Source organism: Streptomyces sp. GL_148 (assembly GCF_057834205.1).
Map to the genome: position 1 here is coordinate 3,438,968 of NZ_CM174396.1, position 23,792 is coordinate 3,462,759.

The 23,792-nt window shown below is 70.9% G+C and carries 18 protein-coding genes; 9 read left to right on the forward strand and 9 right to left on the reverse strand.

Annotated elements, in window-relative coordinates; genetic code table 11:
• Window positions 1–111: 111 nt before the first annotated feature.
• A complete protein-coding gene (locus AC3IYI_RS15610; protein WP_489410743.1) occupies window positions 112–1,848 on the forward strand; it encodes an LCP family protein in 1,737 nt (578 codons plus the stop codon).
• Between the two features lie 102 nt (window positions 1,849–1,950).
• Window positions 1,951–3,627, forward strand: a complete 1,677-nt coding sequence (locus AC3IYI_RS15615) for an LCP family protein (protein ID WP_489410744.1) — start codon at window positions 1,951–1,953, stop codon at window positions 3,625–3,627.
• 101 nt (window positions 3,628–3,728) lie between these two features.
• On the opposite strand, the gene AC3IYI_RS15620 is transcribed toward AC3IYI_RS15615, so the two are convergent.
• Window positions 3,729–4,769 (reverse strand): glycosyltransferase family 2 protein, encoded by a 1,041-nt coding sequence (locus AC3IYI_RS15620; protein WP_489410745.1) that lies wholly within the window; start codon window positions 4,767–4,769, stop codon window positions 3,729–3,731.
• A 141-nt stretch (window positions 4,770–4,910) separates the two neighbouring features.
• Here AC3IYI_RS15620 and AC3IYI_RS15625 point away from each other — a divergent pair, with 141 nt between their 5' ends.
• The gene (locus AC3IYI_RS15625) at window positions 4,911–6,449 is read left to right on the forward strand and encodes an LCP family protein (protein WP_489410746.1); all 1,539 of its coding nucleotides are present in this window, start codon (window positions 4,911–4,913) and stop codon (window positions 6,447–6,449) included.
• Between the two features lie 20 nt (window positions 6,450–6,469).
• Here AC3IYI_RS15625 and AC3IYI_RS15630 read toward each other — a convergent pair whose 3' ends face one another.
• Window positions 6,470–7,012, reverse strand: coding sequence for an acyl-CoA thioesterase (locus AC3IYI_RS15630; protein WP_489410747.1), 543 nt, complete (start codon window positions 7,010–7,012; stop codon window positions 6,470–6,472).
• Window positions 7,013–7,182: 170 nt separating this feature from the next.
• On the opposite strand from AC3IYI_RS15630, the gene AC3IYI_RS15635 reads away from it, so the two are divergent.
• A complete protein-coding gene (locus AC3IYI_RS15635) occupies window positions 7,183–8,532 on the forward strand; it encodes an LCP family protein (protein ID WP_489410748.1) in 1,350 nt (449 codons plus the stop codon).
• Window positions 8,533–8,579: 47 nt separating this feature from the next.
• Here the strand turns inward: AC3IYI_RS15635 and manB are convergent, their stop codons facing one another.
• Window positions 8,580–9,662 carry a mannose-1-phosphate guanylyltransferase gene (manB, locus tag AC3IYI_RS15640; protein ID WP_489410749.1) on the reverse strand — a complete coding sequence of 361 codons (1,083 nt, stop codon included), beginning with the start codon at window positions 9,660–9,662 and terminating at the stop codon, window positions 8,580–8,582.
• 249 nt (window positions 9,663–9,911) lie between these two features.
• Here manB and AC3IYI_RS15645 point away from each other — a divergent pair, with 249 nt between their 5' ends.
• Both AC3IYI_RS15645 and AC3IYI_RS15650 read left to right on the forward strand, forming a co-directional pair.
• A complete protein-coding gene (locus AC3IYI_RS15645; RefSeq protein WP_489410750.1) occupies window positions 9,912–11,981 on the forward strand; it encodes a calcium-binding protein in 2,070 nt (689 codons plus the stop codon).
• Between the two features lie 262 nt (window positions 11,982–12,243).
• The gene (locus tag AC3IYI_RS15650; RefSeq protein WP_489410751.1) at window positions 12,244–13,602 is read left to right on the forward strand and encodes a hypothetical protein; all 1,359 of its coding nucleotides are present in this window, start codon (window positions 12,244–12,246) and stop codon (window positions 13,600–13,602) included.
• Between the two features lie 193 nt (window positions 13,603–13,795).
• Here AC3IYI_RS15650 and AC3IYI_RS15655 read toward each other — a convergent pair whose 3' ends face one another.
• Together AC3IYI_RS15655 and AC3IYI_RS15660 are read right to left on the reverse strand one after the other, a co-directional pair.
• On the reverse strand, window positions 13,796–14,446 hold the full coding sequence (locus AC3IYI_RS15655) for a hypothetical protein (RefSeq protein WP_489410752.1): 651 nt from the start codon (window positions 14,444–14,446) through the stop codon (window positions 13,796–13,798).
• A gap of 141 nt (window positions 14,447–14,587) precedes the next feature.
• Window positions 14,588–15,760 carry an acyl-CoA dehydrogenase family protein gene (locus AC3IYI_RS15660; protein ID WP_489410753.1) on the reverse strand — a complete coding sequence of 391 codons (1,173 nt, stop codon included), beginning with the start codon at window positions 15,758–15,760 and terminating at the stop codon, window positions 14,588–14,590.
• Window positions 15,761–16,021: 261 nt separating this feature from the next.
• Between AC3IYI_RS15660 and AC3IYI_RS15665 the strand changes: the two genes are divergently transcribed.
• The gene (locus AC3IYI_RS15665; RefSeq protein ID WP_489410754.1) at window positions 16,022–17,365 is read left to right on the forward strand and encodes a UDP-glucose dehydrogenase family protein; all 1,344 of its coding nucleotides are present in this window, start codon (window positions 16,022–16,024) and stop codon (window positions 17,363–17,365) included.
• 156 nt (window positions 17,366–17,521) lie between these two features.
• The gene (locus AC3IYI_RS15670; RefSeq protein WP_489410755.1) at window positions 17,522–18,820 is read left to right on the forward strand and encodes a glycosyltransferase 87 family protein; all 1,299 of its coding nucleotides are present in this window, start codon (window positions 17,522–17,524) and stop codon (window positions 18,818–18,820) included.
• A 7-nt stretch (window positions 18,821–18,827) separates the two neighbouring features.
• Here the strand turns inward: AC3IYI_RS15670 and AC3IYI_RS15675 are convergent, their stop codons facing one another.
• The 4 genes from AC3IYI_RS15675 to AC3IYI_RS15690 form a co-directional block, all read right to left on the reverse strand.
• Window positions 18,828–19,907 carry a membrane dipeptidase gene (locus AC3IYI_RS15675; RefSeq protein WP_489410756.1) on the reverse strand — a complete coding sequence of 360 codons (1,080 nt, stop codon included), beginning with the start codon at window positions 19,905–19,907 and terminating at the stop codon, window positions 18,828–18,830.
• 206 nt (window positions 19,908–20,113) lie between these two features.
• Window positions 20,114–21,334, reverse strand: a complete 1,221-nt coding sequence (locus AC3IYI_RS15680) for a dipeptidase (RefSeq protein ID WP_489410757.1) — start codon at window positions 21,332–21,334, stop codon at window positions 20,114–20,116.
• Window positions 21,331–21,867: a 5-(carboxyamino)imidazole ribonucleotide mutase gene (gene purE / locus AC3IYI_RS15685; protein ID WP_351376099.1), complete on the reverse strand. Its 537-nt coding sequence runs from the start codon at window positions 21,865–21,867 to the stop codon at window positions 21,331–21,333. Before purE ends, AC3IYI_RS15680 begins: the two co-directional genes overlap by 4 nt.
• Window positions 21,864–23,003 carry a 5-(carboxyamino)imidazole ribonucleotide synthase gene (locus AC3IYI_RS15690; protein WP_489410758.1) on the reverse strand — a complete coding sequence of 380 codons (1,140 nt, stop codon included), beginning with the start codon at window positions 23,001–23,003 and terminating at the stop codon, window positions 21,864–21,866. Before AC3IYI_RS15690 ends, purE begins: the two co-directional genes overlap by 4 nt.
• A gap of 223 nt (window positions 23,004–23,226) precedes the next feature.
• Here AC3IYI_RS15690 and AC3IYI_RS15695 point away from each other — a divergent pair, with 223 nt between their 5' ends.
• Entirely contained in the window at window positions 23,227–23,775 is a 549-nt protein-coding gene (locus AC3IYI_RS15695) for a GtrA family protein (RefSeq protein ID WP_489410759.1), read from the forward strand.
• Window positions 23,776–23,792 lie beyond the last annotated feature (17 nt).

Here is a 23,792-nt window from a genome sequence, read left to right on the forward strand (position 1 = left end):
GAGCGATCCGGCGCCCGGCCAGCACAGAGGCCGTGTGCCAGCAGCCGGATCGTTGACCGTGCGCCTGGGGGAGGCGCGTCGCGAAGCACCGACGGAGGATTCGAGCAAACCGTGGATGCGCAAAGCCGTGGACGGGCCGACGAGATCGACCCCGCAGACCAGTGGGTACTCAACCCCCGCACCGGCAACTACGAGCTGCGACTGGAAGATTCCGCTGCGCAAGCACCCTCGCAGCGGTCCGTCCCCCGCGCGGCGCCCCGTAGGGCTCCCGTTCCGCCCCGCTCCCCCGCGGCCCCGTCCCCCGCGGTCCCCGGACCGCGTCGCGGTGACGGTCCTCCGCCCGGCGGCGGCCGGCGCGGCGCGCGTTCGCGCAAAGTCGGCGGCGGGGGCCGCAAACGGGCCCTGACCATCACCGGCGGGACCCTGGCCGTGCTGCTGATCGGCGGCTCGGTGACGGGATACCTCTACTACCAGCACCTGAACGACAACATCGTGGTCACCGACGTCGGGGACGCGGGCACGAGCGGCGGTTTCCGCAAGGACCAGCCGATCAACATCCTGGTCATCGGCACGGACAAGCGCAGCGGCGCGGGCAACGAGGGGTACGGGGACGCCGGCAGCGTCGGCCACGCCGATACGACGATCCTCTTCCACGTCTCGAAGGACCGCTCCAACGCCACGGCGCTGTCCATCCCGCGCGACCTGATCACCAATCTGCCGGTCTGTCCCACGAAGCAGCCGGACGGTTCGACGAAGGACATCCCCGGCGAGCGCGGGGCCCGCTTCAACACCAGTCTCGGGCAGTCGGGCCGCGACGCGGGCTGCACGATGCGCACGGTCAAGGAGCTCACCGGGATCCAGGTCGACCACTTCATGATGGCCGACTTCAACGCGGTGAAGAACCTGAGCACGGCGGTCGGCGGGGTGCCGGTCTGCGTGGCCAAGGACGTCAACGACAAGGACTCCAAGCTCAAGCTGACGGCGGGCGAGCACCGGCTGCAGGGCGAGCAGGCGCTGGCCTTCGTACGGACCCGGCACGCCTTCGGCAACGAGAGCGACCTCGACCGCATCAAGACCCAGCAGCAGTTCCTCGGTTCGATGATGCGCGAGATGAAGTCCAAGGAAACGCTGACGAGTCCGAAGAAGTTCTTGTCCCTCGCGGAAGCCGCCACGAAGTCGCTGAGCGTGGATTCGGGGATAGGTTCGATCAGGAAACTCACCGATCTCGCGGGCGAGTTGAAGAGCATAGACCTCAAGAACATCACCTTCACCACGCTTCCGGTGCTCGACAATCCGGCGGAGAAGGTCAAGGCCACCGTGGTGGTCAACCAGGCTCAGGCCGAACCGCTGTTGCAGATGATCCGCGGGGACGTCTCGCTCACCGAGGTCGAGAAGAAGGAACAGGCCGCGAAGGACGCGGCGGCCTCGGACGCGAAGGCCCAGCTGGACGCCCTGCTGCAGGGCCCCCGCGCGGCGGCCCATGACGTCCGGGTGGACGTCCTCAACGGCGGCGGCCCGGCCGGATCCGCGTCCGGCACGCTCAACTGGCTGCAGAACACCAAGGGGGTGCTCAAGTCCAGCAACCTGGGCAACGCGCCCGCCAAGGTGGAGGCCACGCAGCTGGAGTACGCACCCAATCAGGCCGATCAGGCCAGGGCGTTGGCGGACATGATGGGGCTTCCCGCGACGGCTCTGAAGCCGGGCACGGCCGACGCCGCGCCCAAGACGCCGATGAAGTTGACGCTCGGCGCGGACTTCAAGGGGGCGGGGGTCTCCATGACCGCGCCTCAGCAGGCGCCCGAAGGCGTCCAGCGGGTCGAGGCGGACAAGGCCGTCTGCGCCAAGTGACCCGACAGGCGGGCCGACCGGCCCTCCACGGTCACGAAATGACATGCCGGAACGTGTCGGACCGGCACAATACCGACACAAAGTGATCGTGATGGGGGACGCGTGAGGCACAGCAGCGTGCAAGGGGAGGGGGCGCCGGGCCGGGCCGGCGACGGCATATCCGGCGCCGGCACCCGTCCGGAGGCCACCGGTTCCGTACCGGCGCCGAGGTCGGGTTCCGGCCACCGCCGCGCCGGCCGCGGGAGCGGCGGCGGCAGACGCCCGAACCGGCGCGGGCGGCGCGTCCTGCGCTGGACGGCCTCCATCGTGGCGCTGCTCATACTCGTGACGGCGGCGGCCGGTTACCTCTACTACCGCCACCTCAACGGCAACATCCGCAGCGGCCAGCGCCTGAGCGGCGACAGCGGGGTCGCCAAGAGCGAGGCCGACGCAGCGGGCCGGCGCCCGATCAACATCCTGATGCTCGGCTCCGACCTGCGCGACGAGGCGAACGCGAAACTCGGCGGCGGCTGGGACATGATCGGCGGCCCCGTGCGGGCCGACGTGCAGATGCTGGTCCATATATCGGCCGACCGGAAGAACGCCTCGATCACCACTGTTCCGCGCGACACGATCGTGGACATCCCGGAGTGCACCGATCCCGCGACGGGCACCAAGTACAAAGCCACCAAGATGATGATCAACGAGAGCTTCGCGCGCGGGGGTGCCGGCTGCACCCTGGCCACCTGGGAGAAGATGGCCAACGTCTACATCGACCACTGGATGCTGATCGACTTCGTCGGTGTCGTGAGCATGGCCGACGCGATCGGCGGCGTCGACGTCTGCGTCAACCAGAACGTCTTCGACCAGTCGAAGCCGGGGTCGGGGACAGGCGGTTCGGGCCTCAAGCTGGAGGCGGGCACCACCAGGATCCAGGGCAAGCAGGCGCTCCAGTGGCTGCGAACGCGGCACGCCTTCGGCAGTGACATGGGCCGGGCCAAGGCGCAGCACATGTACATGAACTCGATGATGCGAGGGCTCAAGAGCCAGAACGCCTTCACCGACCTCCCCCGCCTCACGGGCCTGGCCGAGGCGGCCACGAAGGCGCTGAAGGTCTCGGAGGAGATCGGGTCGGTCAAGAAGCTCCTCGACCTCGCCCTGCTGCTCAAGGACGTGCCGGTCAACCGCATCACGACGGCCACGATCCCGGTGCTGCAGGCCCCGAGCGACAAGGACCGGCTGATCCTCAACCCGACGGACGCCCCGAAGGTGTGGAAGCTGATCCGCGAGGACGTCGCCATGGACAAGAACGGCGCCCCGGCGGCGGCCGCGAGCGGATCGCCCTCGCCGCCCGCGCCCTCGTCCGCGCCGAGCTCGCAGCCGGCCTCCGACCCCGCGAAGATCGCCGTACAGGTGATCAACGGCACGGGTGTCGGGGCGCAGCCGGTGGGCAAGCGGGCCACGGCCATCGCCGGCCAGCTGGTCGCCAAGGGGTTCGCGCTGGCCAAGGCGGACAGCGCCCTCATCCCGGAGAAGGCGACGGTCGTCCGCTACGCCACGGACGCGCAGGCCGCCGACGCGCAGAGCGTGGCCGCGGCGCTCGGGATCCCGGGCACCTCCGTGCAGAAGTCGGCCGCGGCAGCCAAGATCACGGTCCTGGTGGGTGCGGACTGGCGCGAGGGCACCGTCTACCCGCAGCAGGCACCGCCCGAGGCCGGCTCGGTCCCGGAGACCGCCGACGTGCTCAACGGCACGGACACCAGCTGCATGGACATCTACGGGCCGTACCAATGGAAGTGAGAGACCGAAGCACGGGCTCGCCGACGGGCTGACGCCTCCACACACCGAAAGGGGTGACCTGGTCCGACGAGGACCGGGTCACCCCTTTCGGGCAATCGGGCTCAGAGCTCGGCGGCGTCCCGGCTCACCGACGGGCGGCGGCTCGCGATGACCTTGGCCGCGAGGGAGCGCGGGCTGGTCAGGAAGCCGTAGCCCCAGCACATGTGCATGGTCGCCAGGGCGACGGGGATCTGCAGCCGGGCCTTCAGCGACAGGCCCTTGCCGGCCGGGACGGAGCCGGCGGTGATCGCCGCGAGGTAGCCCGCCGGGAGGACGAAGGCCCACGGGGTGAGCGCCGCTCCGGCGATCAGGCCGGCGGCGACCGCGCAGACGGCGGCCGGCGGGGCGAGGTAGCGCAGGTTGATGGAGCCCGCGTGGTAGCGGGCCACCACGTGGCGCCAGCGCCCGTAGTCCTTGTACTGCTTGGCGAGCGCGCGCACCGAGGGCCGCGGCCGGTACTGGACCTTCAGCTCCGGCGAGAACCAGATCAGCCCGCCGGCTTCGCGGATGCGGAAGTTCAGCTCCCAGTCCTGCGCGCGGATGAACTCCACGTTGTACCCGCCGGCGGCCTCCAGGGCCTCCCGCCGGAACACCCCGAGGTAGACCGTGTCGGCGGGGCCGGCCTTGCCACCGGTGTGGAAGGCGGCGTTGCCGACTCCGATCCGCGAGGTCATCGCGGCGGCGACGGCGTCCTCCCAGGGGTTCTCGCCCTCGGCGTGCATGATGCCGCCGACGTTCTGCGCGCCGGTCTCCTCCAGGAGGCGGACCGCGGTGGCGATGTAGTTCGGGGAGAGCATGCCGTGGCCGTCCACGCGCACCACGATCGGGTGGCGCGAGGCCTGGATGGCCGCGTTGAGGGCGGCGGGGGTGCGGCCGGTGGGGTTCGGGACGGTGTGCACCCGGGCTCGGTCATTGGACGCATTTTCGCGCACCAGCTCGGCGGCGATCTCGTCCGTACGGTCCTTGGAGGGCCCGAGGGCGATCACCACTTCCATCTCACCCCCGTACTCCTGTCCGAGGATGTGGTGGACCGAGTCGCGCAGATGGCGCTCCTCGTCGAGTACCGGCATGATCACCGAGACTGCGGGCTGCTGGACGGGCATGTGGTCCTTCAAGGTCGGGTATCGGTGTCACGTTACCGCGTACGGGGGAACCGGGTGCGCGCCGGATCAGCAGTACGGACAGCGGCTGATCGTATGGACCTACTGTTCTGACGAATCTGCCGAACGTGCGAGGTGTCCCCCGTGCCCCAGCCGCACCGTCCCACCCGACCCGCCCTGCCCGCCCGGTCCGCCCGGCCGTCGCAGCGCGCGCCGCGGCCAGGCGGTCCGGCCGGACCCCCCAGCGGGATCCGGCCGTCCGGCGGGAACCGGCCTGCGGACAGACCCCGCTGGGGGGTCCGGCTCGCCGCGGGGCTGTCGGTGCTCGTCCTGGGCTCGGGAGCCCTCGGGCACGCGGTGATGACCGGGCTGGACACCGGGATCCAGCGCGTGGACCCCTTCAAGGACATGAAGAACCGCCCGCAGGCCGGGCACGGGGTGAACTTCCTGCTCGTCGGCACCGACGGCCGCGACAAGATCACCGCCGAGGAGAAGCGCGAGTACCGCCTGGGCGGTGCGCCCTGCCACTGCACCGACACCGTCATGCTGGTCCACCTCTCGGCGGACCGGACGCGGGCGAGTGTGGTCAGCCTCCCCCGAGACAGCTTCGTGGAGCTGCCCGCGCACGTGGACGGCTCCAGCGGCAAACCGCACGGGGCCCACCCTGTGAAGCTCAACGCCGCCTACGCCGAGGGCGGGCCCCAGCTGACCGTGCGCACCGTGGAGAGCATGACCCGCGTGAAGATCGACCACTACCTGGAGGTCGACTTCACCAGCTTCATGAAGACGGTCGACGCCATGGGTGGCGTGGAGATCTGCACCGCCAAGACCATGAAGGACCCCAACACCGGCCTCGACCTGCTCCCCGGCACCCACCGGCTCAGTGGCGGCCAGGCCCTGCAGTACGTGCGCTCGCGCCATGTCGACGGGGCCTCGGACCTGGGCCGGATGCAGCGCCAGCAGCGGTTCATCGCCGCCCTGATCAAGCAGGCCACCGGGGGCGGGGTGCTGCTCAACCCCGTCAAGTTCAAGCAGGTCAGCTCCACCCTGCTGAGCTCGGTCCGGGCCGACAGGGGCTTCGGCTCGGAGCAGATGCTGGCGCTCGGGCAGGCGATGCGCGATTTCACCCCGTCCTCCTCGGAGTTCGCCTCCGTGCCGGTCGGCAACCCCTCCTTCCCGGTCAAGGGCATCGGCTCCACCGTGAAGTGGGACGAGGGGAAGGCCGCGAAGCTCTTCCAGGCGCTGCGCGACGACCGCCCGCTGTCCCCGGCCCCCGCACCCGGCAAGCCGGTGCGCCGGCAGCCGGCGGTGCCGGTGGACGTGCCCCCGGGGCAGGTCCGGGTCCAGGTGGAGAACGGCACCCGGATCGACGGGCTGGGCACCCGGGTGGACTCGGCGCTGCGCGCCACCGGCTTCGACACCACCCGGGCTCCGGGGAACGGCGCGAGCCGGGAGGTCAAGCGCACGGTGATCACGTACGACCCGCGCTGGGACCGGTCGGCCCGTACGGTGTCCACCGCGCTGCCCGGCAGTGAGATGCGGGCCGTGCGGGGGCAGGGGCGGACGGTCGTGGTGATCGCGGGCGCCGACTACCGCAAGGTGGTGGCCGTGCGCGCGGAGGACCCGTACCAGGGCGAATTCGGTGTGGTCACCGGGGACCAGGTGGTCTGCGGCGGCTCCTGACCGGACCCGGCGTGGACCGCCTAGACGTCGGCGTCCAGTCCCTGTGCGGACCGCTCTTCCCGCAGGTCGCGGATGGCCTGGCGGCGGGCGAGCCGGTGGGTGCGGCGGATCTGGGCCTCCTGGTAGCGGCGCTCGTCCCGCTCGGTCTCCCGGATCACCTGCGGGACCTCGCGGGGCTTGCCCTCGGCGTCGACCGCGGTGAAGACGAGGTAGGCGCTGCCGACCTGGGTGGCGGGGGTGGACTCGTTCCACCGCTCCGCGAGGACGCGTACGCCGATCTCCATGGAGGAGCGGCCGGTCCAGTTGCACTGCGCCTTGACGTGGACGAGGTCGCCTACGCGGACGGGGGCGAGGAAGGCCATCTCGTCCATGGAGGCGGTGACCGCCGGGCCCTCGGAGTGGCGGCCGGCCACGGCGCCCGCCGCGTCGTCCACCAGCTTCATGATCACGCCGCCGTGCACCGTGCCGAGGAGGTTGGTGTCGTTGGCGGTCATGATGTGGCTCAGGGTGGTGCGGGAAGCCGAGATCGGCTTCCCCCGCAGCTCGCCCGGTATCTCTGTCATGGAGACAGCTTAGGGCGTGTCTTTTGGATCAGGCCGGGTCAGCCCGCGGTGCCCGGTGCCGTGCATCGCAAGCCTAAGTGCGGCCCGGCGGTGTCAGCTCTGCAACAGCACCGGTACGAACAGCCGCCGGGGGTGTTGGGCGACCCTGCCTGCCAGGCATTCTTGGGCACATGAGTGACTGGGACGGGTGGAGCGGCGAGCAGGACCAGCGCGGGCGCCGCGATGACGGGTACGGCCGCGGCAGCGGCCAGGCGGAGCCGGAAGGCGCACGGCGGATGAGGCACGTCCAGCGGCCCGGCCCCGGCCCCCAGGCGTCCCGGCAGCCGCAGCAGCCGCCGCAGCCCCCGCGCCGCCCGGCTCAGCCGCCGGCCGGGCCCGCTTACGTGCCTCCGCAGCAGGACGGCTCGTACAGCGGCGGCAGCTACGACAGCGGCTACAACACCGGCCAGGTCTACGGCGGCGGCAGCGGCCACCCGCCGGCCGGGCCGCGCGGGCGCGGACCGGGTGGCCCCGGCGGCACGGCCCGGCCGGCGGGACCGGCCCCGGACTGGCGCAAGCGGATCAAGATCGGCTCGATCGTGCTGGTCTCGGGCCTGCTCGTGACGGGCATCGGCACGTACTTCTGGGCCGACTCCAACGTGCGCCGCGAGGTGGACCTCTCCAAGGTCATCGAGCGCCCGAAGGAGGGCGACTGCACGACCTACCTGATCGTGGGCTCCGACAGCCGTGAGGGCATGTCCGCCGAGGACAAGAAGAAGCTCCACACCGGCTCGGCCGAGGGCAAGCGCACCGACTCGATGATGATCCTCGCCAAGTGCTCCAGCGGGAACACGATGATCTCCCTGCCGCGCGACTCCGACGTGGAGATCCCGTCCTTCGTCGGCTCCGAGTCGGGCAAGACGTTCTCGGGCACCGGCAAGCGGACCAAGCTGAACGCGGCGTACGCGCAGGACGGCCCGGAGCTGCTGGTGCGGACGGTGGAGTTCAACACCGGCCTGCGCATCGACCACTACGCGGAGATCGGCTTCGCCGGCTTCGCGAACATCGTGGACGCGCTGGGCGGGGTGGAGCTGAACATCGAGAAGGGGTTCAAGGACGAGAAGTCCGGGGCCGACTTCAAGGAGGGCACCCAGACGCTGAACGGCGAGCAGTCGCTGGCCTACGTACGGACCCGGTACGCCTTCGCCGAGTCGGACCTGCAGCGGACCAAGAACCAGCAGAAGTTCCTGTCGGCGCTGGCCAGCCAGGCGGCGACCCCGTCGACGATCCTGAACCCGTTCGCGCTGTACCCGGTGCTGGGCGCCGGTCTGGACACGCTGATCGTGGACAAGGACATGGGCCTGTACGACATGGGGTCGATGTTCTTCGCGATGAAGGGCATCAGCGGCGGTGACGGCGTGTCCATGAACATGCCGATCTCCGGTCAGCGCGGCGGCAACCTCGTCTGGGACAAGGCGAAGGTGCAGCAGCTGGTCCAGCAGATCCAGAAGGACGAGAAGGTCACCGTCCGCGGGAACTGATCACGCGCGCCGCCGGGCGCCCCTCGCCGGGGCACCCGGCGCCCGGCTCAGGCGTCGGAGGAGAACCGGATCGCCGCGTCGGGCAGCTGCGCCCCGCACCAGACCCGGGCGCCGGCGCGGAGCTCGTTGTCGGCCCCCACGGCGGCTCCGTCACCGATGACGGCGGCGTCCAGTACGGTCCGCGCGCCCACCGAGGCGCCGGCGCCGATCAGACTGGCGGACACCTGTGCGTCGGGGCCGATGACCGCGTCCGCCAGCACGATGGAGCCCTGGACGACCGCGCCGGCCTCGACGCGGGCTCCGGCGCCCACGACGGTGCCCCCCGACAGCTTGGCTCCGGCCGCCACGTGGGCGCCGGGCAGGACGAGGGACTCGCCGCGGCGTCCGGGGACGGCCGGGGAGGGGACGACGCCGCGGACCAGGTCGGCGGAGGCCTGGATGATGGCTTCCGGCTTCCCGAGGTCCATCCAGTACGTGTTCTCGGTGACCCCGTGCAGGGTGGCCCCGGAGGCGAGCAGCCCGGGGAAGGTCTCGCGCTCCACGGAAACGGACCGGCCGGCCGGGATGGTGTCGATCACGCTGCGCCTGAAGACGTAGCAGCCGGCGTTGATCTGGTCGGTGATGATCTCCTCGGGCGTCTGCGGCTTCTCGGTGAAGGCCAGCACCCGCCCGTGGGCGTCGGTGGGGACCAGGCCGAAGGCGCGCGGGTCGTCGACCCGCACCAGGTGCAGGGAGACGTCGGCGTCGGCCGCCTTGTGCGATTCGACGAGCCCGGCGATGTCCAGGCCGGTGAGGATGTCTCCGTTGAAGACGAGCACGGAGGAGTCCGGGCCGCCGGTGAGCAGCCGCGCCGCGTTGCGGATGGCGCCGCCCGTGCCCAGCGGCTCGTCCTCGACCACGTACTCCAGGTGGACGCCGAAGTCGGACCCGTCCCCGAAGTAGGGCTCGAAGACCTCGGCGAGGTAGCAGGTGGCCATCACGATGTGCGTGACGCCGGCGGCGGCGGCGCGGGCGATCTGGTGGGCGAGGAAGGGAACACCTGCCGTGTGGACCATCGGCTTCGGCGTGTTCACCGTGACGGGGCGCAGCCGCGTCCCCTGTCCACCGACCAGCAGGATCGCTTCCGTCATTTGCGTTCTCCCCAACCGGTTCCGGCGTACGAAGGTCCAAATTTAGCCCATCCGGGTGGCACTCAAACGCCCGAGGCGGACCGGCGCCGGTGGCGCGTGCACCCGTACAGCCGTAGCGCCCGGCGTGTCACGAAATGACCTGGCCCAGTCGTCGATCTTGACTCCTACGATCCTTCGCGCGGGCCCCCGACCAGACCGTCCGGGAGCGGACCGCGACCACCCTCCGGCCCCACCTGAAGGAGTCGCCGCATGCGCATGCCCACTTCCCTCCCCGGTTTGCGAAGAAGACTCCGCCTGGCCTGTACGGCGACCGTCGCGGCCGTGGCGCTCACGGTCGCCGGGCCGGGGACGGCACTGGGAGCGTCGGGCGATCTCGACCCGACCTTCGGCCAGGGCGACGGGATCGTCATCACCGACCTCGCCTACTACGAGGACAGCCCGGACATGGTGCTGCAGCCCGACGGCAAGATCCTCACCGTCGGCACCCTGACACCAGCCGAGGGCGGCGACAGCGCCTTCTCGCTGCTCCGCTACAACGCGGACGGCTCCCCGGACACCACCTTCGGCGACGGCGGCGCGGTGGCGACGACCATCAGCTCCGGCGACTCGGGCCAGGCGCTGGCGCTCCAGCCGGACGGGAAGATCGTCGTGGCCGGCTCCAGCATCGTCGAGCAGAACGGCATCGCCTGGGGCCAGTTCACACTGCTGCGCTACCTCCCGAACGGCACCCTGGACCTGACCTTCGGCGACGCGGGCCGGGCGTTCCCGGACTTCGGTCAGGGCTCCTCGGCTTCCGCGGTGCGGGTGCTGGGCAACGGCAGGATCCTCGCCGGCGGAGGGGCCCAGGGCGGCTTCGCGCTGGCGCGCCTGATGCCCGACGGCAGCCTGGACAACACCTTCGGCGGCGGGGACGGCCGGGTGACGAGCACGTTCGCGACCAGCGGGGCATCGGTCCAGGACCTGGCGCTGCAGTCCGACGGGACCATCGTCGCCGTGGGCACGGCGGGGTACGTGCCCCCCGCCTACAGCACCGACGCGGTCCTGGCCCGCTACACCCCGGACGGCAGCCCCGACACCGGCTTCGACGGCGACGGGCAGTTGCTCCTCGACTGGGGAACCTCGATCGACGCCGCGAACGGCGTGGTGCTGCAAGCGGACAATAGGATCGTGGTGTCGGGCTACAGCTCGGAGGGCTTCACGACGGCCCGTTTCAACACCAATGGCACTCCGGACACCACCTTCGGCGGTGACGGCCGGGTGGGCGCGACCTTCGAGGCCGGCTCCGGCACCGCCAATGACGTGGCACTCCAGTCGGACGGCAAGATCGTCGCCGCCGGAGGCGGGGCCGGAACCGGGGACCCCCACGACTTCGCAGTGGTCCGGTACAACACCGACGGCAGCCTGGACAGCACCTTCAGCAGCGACGGCAAGGTGACGACCGACGTGGGCCCGTTCTACGACGACGACTGGGAGCAGGGCCAGGCCCTCGTCATCCAGCCGGACGGAAAGCTCGTCGTGGCCGGCGTCACGGAGGACAGCACCGCGCGCGGTGTGATCCGTTACGAGGTCTCGGGAATCACCCCGCCTCCGCCGCCACCCCCGGCGACCGCGGACCTGCTGGTAACGAAGACGGGCGCGCCCACCATGGTCGCCCTCGGTGAAGCGGTGACGTACACCGTGCAGGTGACCAACAAGAGCACGTCGACCACTGCGGCGACCGGCGTCCAGCTGACCGACTCCCTCACCGGCACCGGTAACGGCACGATCCTCTCCGCCACCACCACCCAGGGCAGCTGCACCACCACCCCGTCCCAGGCCACCTGCGCCCTCGGCAGCCTCGCCCCCAACGCCTCGGCCACGGTGACGATCACTGCCGAGCCCTCACGCGTCGGCACCCTCACCGACACGGCGAAGGCGAGCGCACCCCAGAGCGACCCGACTCCCGCGGACAACACGGCGAGCGTCACCACCACCGTCAACAACACCCGCGGCTGCACGATCATCGGCACCAGCGGCAACGACACGATCAACGGCGGCTACGCCAACGACGTCATCTGCGCCCTGAGCGGCAACGACACCGTCAACGCCTCCTTCGGCAACGACACGGTTCACGCCGGCCCCGGCAACGACCGCGTCGACGGCAGCTACGGCGACGACCACCTCATCGGCGGTCCCGGCACCGACAACCTCATCGGCAACTTCGGCAACGACCGCCTCAACACCGTCGACGGCGTCTCCGCCAACGACACCGCCAACGGCGGCTACAACACCGACACCTGCACCACGGACTTGGGCGACATCCGCATCAGCTGCCCCTGACCGACCCTCTTCTCACACCGCCGAGGCCCGGCTCCGCCGTACGGAGCCGGGCCTCGGCGTTGGGCGTGTCGACATCCCGACACGCCCAATTCGCGTACTCGGTGACGAAGTACGCCAAGACGCCCACCGCCCTGGACGCGACGGCAGGCGCATTGAGATGATCACGGGTTTCCCCCTCCCCCGTGAGTAAGGGTCAGAAATGACGACATCTCATACTCCATCTCGTACACCCCTCTTCCGGCGTGCCTGTCGGATCGCCACCGTGCTCGCCACGGCAGTGCTCTCGATCCCCGCACTCGGCGCCCCCGCGCAGGCGGCTCCCGGCGACCCGGCGACCGCGTCCTCCTTCAACCTCAAGTCCGGACCGGACCTGAGCGGGCACGTGGCCGACCTGAAGGCGGCCCTGCCGGCACAGGGCGTCCAGGACCTGCTCGACCAGGGCAACCGGATTGCGAAGACGGGCACTTCCTGCACCACGGACCCCTTCGGCACCGGCGACAACGACAACGTGCTGGCGCCCGCCAAGAAGTTCTGCTGGGACCCCGGCGACTCGGACACCCGGGAATGGATACCGCAGGGCATCACCGGCGTTTCGGATGCCCAGGCCGACGAACTCTGGGGTACCCGGAAGCCGTTGGTCACCGCTTGGTACGACACGGCCGACAAGGGCGTGCGGCTGTCCTTCCTCGACCCGGAGACCGCGGTACCGGGCGACCCCGATGGTCGGCGGTACCGTCACGTCCTCCTGGTCGAGCCGTACTACAACACGTACGGCCACATCTCCTACAAGGCGATCAACGTCCACGCCGGCGGCATCGCCTGGTACAAGTACTACCTGTACGTCACGGACACCATGAACGGCCTGCGGGTCTTCGACATGCGATCCATCCTGGACCTCAACCCGGACCAGGACGCCTCGGTGGACGACACCACGCTCGACGGCCTGAAGAGCAACGTCAGGGACGAAACCAAGATCGGCCGACAGGACAACGTCTACTACGCCCACACGTACCGCTACGTGATGCCGCAGGTGGCCTCGTACAAGTTCGTCAGCGCCCAGGGCAACTCGTCCGCCGGGACCTGCGTCGCGACCGGAGCCCCCAAGGCGTCCTACATCTCGATCGACCGCAGCGACACCGCCGCTCCGGCGCTGATCATGGGCGAGTACTGCGATTCCGACCCCACGCACCCCGAGAAGGGGCGGGTCGGGGCACTCCCCATCGACGACGTCACCGGACTCCTGAAGGCGACCAACGGCGTGGTCGGCGCGACGAGCGCGTACTACCTGCCGCGCGACCTCACCCAGGGCGCGGCCCGCTACAACGGCATGTACTACTTCAACCGCAGCTGGCTCGACAACAGCGGCAGCCTGCGGCGGGCCAACGTCTCCGGCGGGCGCCTAGTGGACTACGGCGCCAACATCACCAACGCGGTCGGGCCCGAGGACCTGTCCTTCGAGCACGCCCAGAGCGTCCTCCCCGCGGGGACGGGCACCCAGTACCTCTGGTCGCTGACCGAGCACCGCGCGGACCCCACGGCCCCCGGCTGCACCGACACGGGCTCCCCCTGCGGCCGGGTGGTCTACGCCCACCGCGTCAGCGACATCCTGGCCCGTCCGTAGCCCCGCATCAGCAACCCTGACCGAGCACGCCAACGACCCCCGGCGGAATGCCGGGGGTCGTGACACGGCCGGTTTCAGCGGGCCGCCGATGCAGAGATCGGCCATGCCCCGGGACGGTTCCCGCGAAGGGGACGTACGTCCTCGGGGGCCGGTGCGCGATGTGTGCGGCCGTCTGGGGCGCTGCTCAGGGCGGTCAGGAGGCGAAGGGGTTGGCGTGGCCGGGCAGCTGCTGGCCGGGGCGCAGGAAGCGTTGCGTTCCCTGTTCGTCCCGTACGTGGAAGTACCCGGCGTCCTGCAGCCGCTGTGCGATCCGGGTCCGGCGGACCGCGCCGAACCGGAAGGCGCCGACCAGGAAGGCGGTGAGGGCGCCGCCGACGACCAGCGCGAGGACCGGCTCTCCGACGACCAGCATCAAGAGGACGAGGAACGCGCAGGATCCGTACGCGGTCATCTGCTGGCGCTTGTCCGCCGCGGCGGCCATGGTGTCGAAGAGGATCCGGTCCTTCATCCGGGCGACGGCCTCGGCCGCTTCGGGCAGGGGCTTGAGCGAGCCCTGCCGCATCCCCGGCACCGTCCCGCCGTTGCCCGCCTGCGGGTGGGCGGCGATGGTGGCCGCCTCGCGGGCCCGGGCCTCGGGGCGCGGGTCGCGGTACATCCGGACCAGGACGCACGCCTTCTTGTGCCCGGTGCGCAGCGTCTCGTAGTACTCGAAGCCGTAGCTCTCGGCGATGTGGGCCAGGGCGGCCCCCCGCGCGGCCCCGGTGGCGCCCTCGGCACCGATCTCGATGACGTCCTGCCGGGCGATCTGCTTGAGCAGTCCCGCTATGTCACGTTCTTCGAACACGTTTGTTCCCTGCCCAGAGCCCCGCACAGAATCCCGTACCGAGAACCGGCCGGGCGCACAGCCTAGCCACGCCGTGCGGGGCCCACGCGGCACCCCCGGGCATATGCCGGGGGGCGCGTGTTCGTGCAGGTCAGCGGTGCGTTACGGCAGGTTGCGGGCCATGACGATGCGCTGGACCTGGTTCGTGCCCTCGTAGATCTGGGTGATCTTCGCGTCGCGCATCATGCGCTCCACCGGGTAGTCCCGGGTGTAGCCGTAGCCGCCGAGGAGCTGGACCGCGTCCGTGGTGACCTCCATGGCCACGTCGGAGGCGAAGCACTTGGCCGCGGCGCCGAAGAAGGTGAGGTCCTCGTGCGGGCCGCCGCCGGAGACGCGCTCCGAGCGGGCCGCGGCCGAGTAGGTCAGCTGGCGGGCGGCCTCGATCTTCATGGCCATGTCCGCGAGCATGAACTGCACGCCCTGGAAGTCGCCGATCGGCTTGCCGAACTGCTTGCGCTCCTGGACGTAGCCCTTGGCGTAGTCCAGGGCGCCCTGGGCGATGCCCAGCGCCTGGGCGGCGATGGTGATGCGGGTGTGGTCGAGGGTCTTCATCGCGGTGGCGAATCCGGTGCCCTCGGCGCCGATCATGCGGTCGGCGGGGATGCGGACGTTGTCGAGGTAGACCTCGCGCGTCGGGGAGCCCTTGATGCCGAGCTTCTTCTCCGGGGCGCCGAAGGAGACGCCCTCGTCGGACTTCTCGACGACGAAGGCCGAGATGCCCTTGGAGCGCATCGAAGGGTCGGTGACGGCCATCACCGTGTAGTACTCGGAGACGCCGGCGTTGGTGATCCAGCGCTTGACGCCGTTGAGCACCCAGAAGTCCCCGTCGCGCACGGCGCGGGTCTTCATGCCCGCGGCGTCCGAGCCCGCGTCGGGCTCGGAGAGGGCGTACGAGAACATCGCGTCGCCCTTGGCCAGCGGGCCGAGGTACTTGGCCTTGAGCTCCTCGGAACCGGAGAGGATCACCGGGAGCGAGCCGAGCTTGTTGACCGCCGGGATGAGGGAGGAGGACGCGCAGACGCGGGCCACCTCCTCGATCACGATCACGGTGGCGAGGGCGTCGGCGCCCGCGCCGCCGTAGGTCTCGGGCACGTGGACGGCGTGCAGGTCGCTGGCGACGAGGGCGTCCAGGGCCTCCTGCGGAAAGCGGGACTCCTCGTCGACCGCGGCGGCGAAGGGCATGATCTTCGCCTCGGCGAGCGCGCGGACGGACTCGCGGAGCATGTCGTGCTCCTCGGCCGGGCGGTACAGGTCGAAGTCGGCAGAACCCGCCAAGATCTCTCACTCCCCAGGTGGTGCGTGGTGTTAACTACCGTTAAGTAGCCCAGCTTAGTGTCCGGCCGCCGACCGCGACACGGCCGTCGCACGTGAGTTGCGTGACAGCGGGGCCGGTGCGGGCGCCGGGCACGCGTCGGGCAGGCGCCGACGGGGTGACCGCGGGGCGGCTGCCCGGTGACGGACTCCGGAATGCATCCCCGGCCACCGGCCCGACTATGCTCGGTTGCCGCGAACGGCCCCGCACCTCCAGGAGCACTCATGGCCCCCCTCAAGATCACTGTGATCGGCACCGGATACCTCGGCGCCACGCACGCCGCGGCAATGGCCGAGCTGGGGTTCGAGGTGCTCGGACTGGACGTGGTGCCGGAGAAGATCGCCATGCTGGCCGACGGGCGCGTGCCCATGTACGAGCCGGGGCTGGAGGAACTGCTGGCCTCGCACGTGGCCGGACTGCCGGGCTCAACGGGCCGGCTGCGCTTCACCACCTCCTGGGAGGAGGTCGGCGCCTTCGGCGACGTCCACTTCGTCTGCGTGAACACCCCGCAGAAGCACGGCGAGTACGCCTGCGACATGAGTTACGTCGACTCCGCCGTGGAATCGCTCGCCCCGCACCTGACCCGGCCCGCCCTGGTCGTCGGCAAGTCCACCGTGCCCGTCGGCTCCGCCGAGCGCCTCGCCGCGAAGCTGGCCGACCTCGCCCCGGCCGGCGAGGAGATCGAGCTCGCCTGGAACCCGGAGTTCCTGCGCGAGGGCTTCGCCGTCCAGGACACCCTGCACCCGGACCGGATCGTCATCGGGGTCGACGGCGAACGCGCCGAGAAGGTCCTGCGGGAGGTCTACGCGACCCCCATGGGCGAGGGCACGCCGCTGGTCGTCACCGACTTCCCCACCGCCGAGCTCGTCAAGACCGCCGCCAACTCCTTCCTCGCCACGAAGATCTCCTTCATCAACGCCATGGCCGAGGTCTGCGAGGCCGCCGGCGGAGACGTGGCGAAGCTGGCCGAGGCCATCGGACACGACGACCGCATCGGCAAGAAGTTCCTGCGCGCCGGCATCGGTTTCGGCGGGGGCTGCCTGCCCAAGGACATCCGCGCGTTCATGGCGAGGGCCGGCGAGCTCGGCGCCGACCAGGCCCTGACCTTCCTGCGCGAGGTCGACTCCATCAACATGCGCCGCCGCGGCCACATGGTCGAGCTGGCCCGCGATGCCGTCGGCGGTTCCTTCCTCGGCAAGCGCGTCGCCGTCCTGGGCGCCACCTTCAAGCCGGACTCCGACGACGTCCGCGACTCCCCCGCGCTGAACGTGGCCGGCCAGATCCACCTCCAGGGCGGCCAGGTCACCGTCTACGACCCCAAGGGCATGGACAACGCCCGCCGCGTCTTCCCCACCCTCGGGTACGCCGACACCGCCCTGGACGCCGCCCGCGGCGCCGAAGTCGTCCTGCACCTCACCGAGTGGCGGGAGTTCCGCGACCTGGATCCCGCCGCCCTGGGCGAGGTCGTCACCGACCGGCTCGTCCTCGACGGCCGCAACGCCCTCGACCCCGACCGGTGGCGCGCCGCCGGCTGGACCTACCGCGCGATGGGCCGCCCCCGCGCCTGACGCGCGACCCGCGACCGCCGAACCGCGACCCTCCGCCCCGCCCCCCGGCAGCCCTTGATCCGCTTCGTTGCGGAATGCGTGGTTTCACATCTCGTCACCTGATCGTTGGCCAGAGCAGCCGGGACCGCGCACAAGCGATCGCTAGACTCACGGCCGATGACCAGTACGAGCACGACCATCGACTCCGCACTCCGGGGGCGCGCCGGCCGCCTGGCCATGGCGGGCTTCTGGCTGGCCACCCGGACGCTGATGGTGGTCCTCCTCGTCGTGAACCTGCACGGCACCTCTTCGGTGCGCGTGGAGATCACCCAGACCTACAACAACTGGTACGACGTCCTCGTCACGGGGACCATGCCGCACGACGACGTCATGTGGCAGTACCCGCCGGCCGCGGCGGCGATCTTCCTGTCGCCCGACCTGCTCCCCTTCCTCAGCTACTTCCAGGCCTTCGTCGCCCTGACCGTCATCTGCGACGCGCTGATCGCCATCGGCCTGGTCCGCGCCGCCCGCCGCGCCGACGGCAGCCTGGCCGGCGCCGTGCTGTGGCTGACCACGCTGCCGCTGCTGCTGTCGCTGCCCTTCGGCCGCTACGACCTCCAGGTCACCCTGCTCGCCGTCGGCTCGCTGCTGTGCCTGCGCTTCCGCCGCAAGCTCGGCGGCGTCCTCGCCGGAGTCGGCGCCCTGGTCAAGGTCTGGCCGCTGCTCACGCTGATCGGCACCCCGCGCGGTCGCACCACCCGCGACGCCGTCCTGTCGGCCGTCGCGGCCGGGGCCGTCCTGCTCGCCGTGCTCGCGCTGTTCTTCCGCGACACCCTCGGCTTCCTGGGCAACCAGGGCAACCGCGGCATCCAGGTCGAGTCCCTCGGCGGCTCCGCCCTGATGCTCGGCAAGCTCGTCGGCGCCTGGTCCGGGAAGGTCGAAGTCCGCTACGGCGCCTACGAGTACCTCGGCCCGTACGTCTCCAGCGTCGCCCTGCTTTCCGTCGGCCTCACGGTCGTCGGGTTCGCCTGGCTGCTGCTGTGGCGGGTGAAGGCCCGGCGCTGGACGACCGCGACCCCGCTGGACGCCGCGCTGTGCGCCATCCTCGTCTTCACCATCACCAGCCGCGTGCTCAGCCCGCAGTACCTGATCTGGCTGGTCGGCCTCGCGGCCGTCTGCCTGACCTGCAAGCACACCACGCAGCGGCCGGTGGCCTGGCTGATCGTGGCCTCCACTGCGCTCAGCACGATGATCTACCCGCTGACCTACGGCTCGGAGATCCTCCCGGGCACCGGCTTCGGCACGTTCCTCCTGGTGCTCCGCAACGGCCTCCTGGGCTGGGCCGCCGTCTGGTCCTGCCTGCGCCTGTGGCGGGCGAGCGTGAGCCCCGTACCCGACACCGGGAACGGGAAGGACGCCGGGACCGCGACGGCCCCGGCGCCCAAGGCCGGCTCCGAAGTGCCGGCGCGCGTCTGACTCCCGTTCAGGACGCTGCCCTACGGTGCTGCGCCGCGCGGCCCGTGAACTCCGCGTCGCGCACCACCCGCTGGGCGTTCCCCCAGGTCAGCAGCGCCAAGTCGGTCTCCGGCCAGCCCCGCTCCATCAGTTCCGCGATCAGCCGCGGATAGCCCGAGGGGTCCGTCAGGCCGGCCGGCCGCGGGACTCCCGGCTCGGCGCCGAAGCCGGCGCCCAGGCCCACGCAGTGGACGCCCGCGACGGCTCGTACGTGGTCCACGTGGTCCGCGACCGCGTGCAGGGAGTCCCCGGTCAGCGCGGTGTCGAAGCTGACCATCGCCAGGCCGTTCGCCGCGCGCAGCGCGAGCAGCACCTCGTCGGTCGCGTTGTCCGGGTGCGCATTGAGGGCGGTCGCCCCGGTGTGCGAGATGATCACCGGCGCCTTGGAGGCCGCGGCGAGCTGGCAGGCCGCCGCCGGCGTGCAGCCCTTGAGGTCCACCAGCATCGCCAGCCGGTTCATCTCCTTGACCACCTCGTGGCCGAAGGCGGTCAGTCCCTCCATCGCCCAGGGGGCCCCGGCCGGCGCGAGGATCCGTACGCCCAGCGCGTGGAAGGCGCGCAGCGTGCCCAGCGAGTCCGTCAGGGTGCGGCCGGGGACGGGGCCGAGGAGGGAGGCGATGCGGCCCCGGTTGCGGGCGTCCGCCAGGTCGTCGGCGGTCAGCGCGAGGGTGAGGCTGTCGGGGTAGCGGCGCATCAGGGCCAGCGCCGCGTCGATCTGTTCGAGGGTGTCGGACACCACCTGGTCGGTGGCCCCGGCCTCGCGCGGCATGAGCAGCGACCAGAACTGGGCACCCACTCCCCCGGCGCGCAGCCGCGGGATGTCGGTGTCGACGCCCGTGTCCGAGGTGTCGATGTCGTGGTACGGACTGGTCCGAAGGGTCCAGACGAGGGTGTTGCAGCCATCCGCGACGGGATGGACGCAAAGCAGTGCGGCGGCCCGGTCCAGGGCGCCCGGGAGCAATGTGCCGGTGGGATCCTCGACTCCTAGGGAGCCGGGGCCCACGGGGGTCACCGGGTTCGTGTTCGGTTCGTCCTGCAGGTCGGCCATGGCGTGCGCTCCGGTCTCGGCGGCTGTGTCGTTGCGAAAAGCAGCGGGAGAGAAGCAGGAAAGATGTTGCCACCGTGACATGTGGGACGCCGGAGGCGCCCGGCGGATGTGGCGTTCGGGTGTAACCAGCAGGTGTTCGCTGGTCACAGCCCGCGCACCGGATCCGCCGGGCGGGGCCGGTCAGGAAGGGGCGGGGCTCCTCGACCTCACACCGGGAGCACCGCGTTGGACGGCCCCCGGGAGGCCGACTGCTCGCGCGCCACCGCTTCGGCGTCGCGCAGCGTCCGTACCGCGTTCGACCAGGTCAGCTTGGCCAGGTCGGCCTTGGACCAGCGGCGTGCCAGCAGCTCGGCGACCAGGTTGGGGTACCCGGCCACGTCGTCCAGCCCGGCCGGGGTGAAGGCCGTGCCGTCGTAGTCCCCGCCGATGCCGATGTGGTCGACGCCGGCGACCTCGCGCATGTGGTCGAGGTGGTCGGCGACCGTGGCGGCCGTGGCCACCGGGCGCGGGCGCGCCTCCTCGAAGGCCCGGTGCAGGGCCATCGCCGCCGGGGTGGTGTCGAGGTGGTGGTGGCCGTGCGCGCGCAGGTTCTCGTCGGCGGCCAGCGTCCACTCGACGGCCGCCGGCAGGATGAACTTGGGCACGAAGGTGGCCATCGCGACCCCGCCGTTGGCCGGCAGCAGCGCCAGCACGTCGTCGGGGATGTTGCGTACGTGGTCGCAGACCGCCCGCGCCGAGGAGTGCGAGAACACCACCGGCGCGGCCGTGACCGCGAGCGCGTCGCGCATCGTGGTCGCGGCGACGTGCGAGAGGTCGACGAGCATGCCGATCCGGTTCATCTCGCGGACGACCTCGCGGCCGAACTCGTTGAGGCCCCCGTGCCGGGGCTCGTCGGTCGCCGAATCCGCCCAGTCGATGGTGTCGTTGTGGGTGAGCGTCATGTACCGCACGCCGAGCTGGTGCAGGGCGCGCAGGGTGGCGAGCGAATTGTTGATGGAGTGCCCGCCCTCGGCGCCCATCAGCGAGGCGATCCGGCCCTCGGCGCGCGCCGCCTCCATGTCGTCGGCCGTCAGCGCCCGCACCAGATCGCGCGGGTAACGGTCGATCAGCTGGGCGACGACGTCGATCTGCTCCAGGGTGGCGCTGACCGCGTCGTCCCCCGCGTAGTCGGAGCGCACGTAGACCGACCAGAACTGCGCGCCGACCCCGCCGGCGCGCAGCCGGGGGATGTCGGTGTGCAGGTGGCCCTTCTGGTCGCGGCCGATGTCGCGCCGGTCCAGGTCGTAGCGCACGGTCTCGCGCAGGGCCCAGGGCAGGTCGTTGTGTCCGTCGACGACCGGGTGCTCGGCGAGCAGTTCGCGCGCCGCGTCCAGGTGCCGGACGGCGCCCGTCCCGCCCGCCGTGCCCGCCGTGCCCGCCGTGCTCACTTGCCGAATCCGAACGACTCCTGGCCCGCGACCTTGCTGCGCAGCCGCTTGCCCTTCTCCGTGGCCTGGTCGTTCAGGTCCTGGAGGAAGTCGTTCATGCGGGCCCGCAGCTCCGGGTCGTGCGCGGCCAGCATCCGTACGGCGAGCAGACCGGCGTTGCGGGCACCGGCGATCGAGACGGTGGCGACGGGGATCCCGGCCGGCATCTGGACGATCGACATCAGGGAGTCCATGCCGTCGAGGTACTTCAACGGGACCGGAACGCCGATGACGGGCAGCGGGGTGACGGAGGCGAGCATGCCGGGCAGGTGGGCGGCGCCGCCCGCGCCCGCGATGATCGCCTTGAGGCCGCGCCCGTCGGCCCGCTCCCCGTACGCGATCATCTCGCGCGGCATCCGGTGGGCGGAGACCACGTCCACCTCGTAGGGGATCTCGAACTCGTCGAGTGCCTGGGCGGCCGCCTCCATGACGGGCCAGTCGGAGTCCGAGCCCATGACGATGCCGATGACGGGAGCTGCTGCGGAGGTGCTCATTCGGTGATGGATCCTCTGAGATAGCCGGCTGCGTGACGTGCTCGCTCCAGCACATCGTCCAGGTCGTCGCCGTAGGTGTTGACGTGGCCGACCTTGCGGCCGTGTTTCACGTCCTTGCCGTACATGTGGATCTTCAGCTGGGGGTCGTGGGCCATGCAGTGGAGGTACGCCCCGTACATGTCGGGGTAGTCCCCGCCGAGCACGTTCGCCATGACCGTCCAGCGGGCGCGGGGGCGCGGGTCGCCGAGGGGGAGGTCCAGGACGGCCCGCACGTGGTTGGCGAACTGGGAGGTGATGGCACCGTCCTGGGTCCAGTGGCCGCTGTTGTGCGGGCGCATCGCCAGCTCGTTGACCAGGATCCGGCCGTCGGTGGTCTCGAAGAGCTCCACGGCCAGGTGGCCGGTCACGTCGAGTTCCTTGGCGATGCGCAGGGCCAGGGCCTGCGCCTCGCCGGCCAGGGCCTCCGAGAGGTTCGGGGCGGGCGCGATGACCGTGTCGCAGACCCCGTCCACCTGGATCGACTCCACGACGGGGTAGGACACGGCCTGGCCGTGCGGGGAGCGGACGATGTTGGCCGCGAGCTCGCGGACGTAGTCCACCTTCTCCTCGGCCAGGACCGGGACGCCCGCCTTGAACGGGGCCTCGGCGTCCGCCTGCGTACGGACGAACCACACGCCCTTTCCGTCGTACCCGCCGCGCACCGTCTTGAGGATGACGGGGAACCCGCCGACCTCTTCGGCGAAGGCCGCCGCGTCCGCCGGATCGCTCACGATCCGGTGGCGGGGGCTGGGCGCGCCGATCTCGTCGAGCTTGGCGCGCATCACCCCCTTGTCCGCGGCGTGCACCAGCGCGTCGGGCCCCGGGCGGACGGGGATGCCGTCGGCTTCCAGGGCCCGCAGGTGCGCGATGGGCACGTGCTCGTGGTCGAAGGTGATCACGTCACAGCCGCGCGCGAAGGCGCGCAGGGTCTCCAGATCGCGATAGTCGCCGATGACGACGTCGCTCACGACCTGGGCCGCCGAGTCCTGTGGGGTGTCACTGAGGATCTTGAATCTGATGCCGAGGGGGATACCCGCCTCGTGGGTCATGCGGGCGAGCTGTCCGCCGCCGACCATGCCGACTACCGGGAACGTCACTCCTCCAGGGTATCCGGCGGTATTCCGCCATCTGGACCCGCATGGGGACGCCCTTGGCCGGTACCCGGTGCTCGCCGGTGGCGGGTGTGCCGTGTGTCGCACGGTGTCCGAAGGCGCAGACGTACCGATGGGGCGACACTTAGCATGGGCGCGCACAGGTAAACGTGTGATGGAAACGTGTGACGCCTCATACGGGGGCCCCGAAGACAGGACTGAGCCTCATATGAGCAAGCCGGAGAACGGATCCGTCCTCGATCGCGTGCGCGGGCTCGCGCGCGAGATCGCCAGGTTCGGGGCCGTCGGCGGGCTGGGAGTCCTGGTCAACCTGGGTGTCTTCAACCTGATCAGGCAGGTCACCGACCTCCAGGTGGTGCGCGCGAGCGTGATAGCCACCCTGGTGGCCATCGTCACGAACTACCTGGGCTTCCGCTACTTCGCCTACCGGGACCGGGCCGACCGGACCGGAGCGGGCCGCACCCGTGAGCTCGTGCTCTTCCTCGCGTTCAGCGCGATCGGGCTCGTGATCGAGAACGGCATCCTGTTCACGGCCACCTACGGCTTCCACTGGGACGGGCCGCTCGCCTCGAACTTCTTCAAGTTCACCGGCATCGGCATCGCCACCGTGTTCCGCTTCTGGTCCTACCGGACCTGGGTCTTCAAGGCCCTGCCCGTGCCGGCCGCGGCCTCCCTGGTCGTCGAGCAGCGTGACGGGCAGGTCCCGGCGGACATACCGGCCCCGCCGGCGCGGACCCCGGAGACCGCAGCAAACTGAGGCTTCTCGCCTCCGGC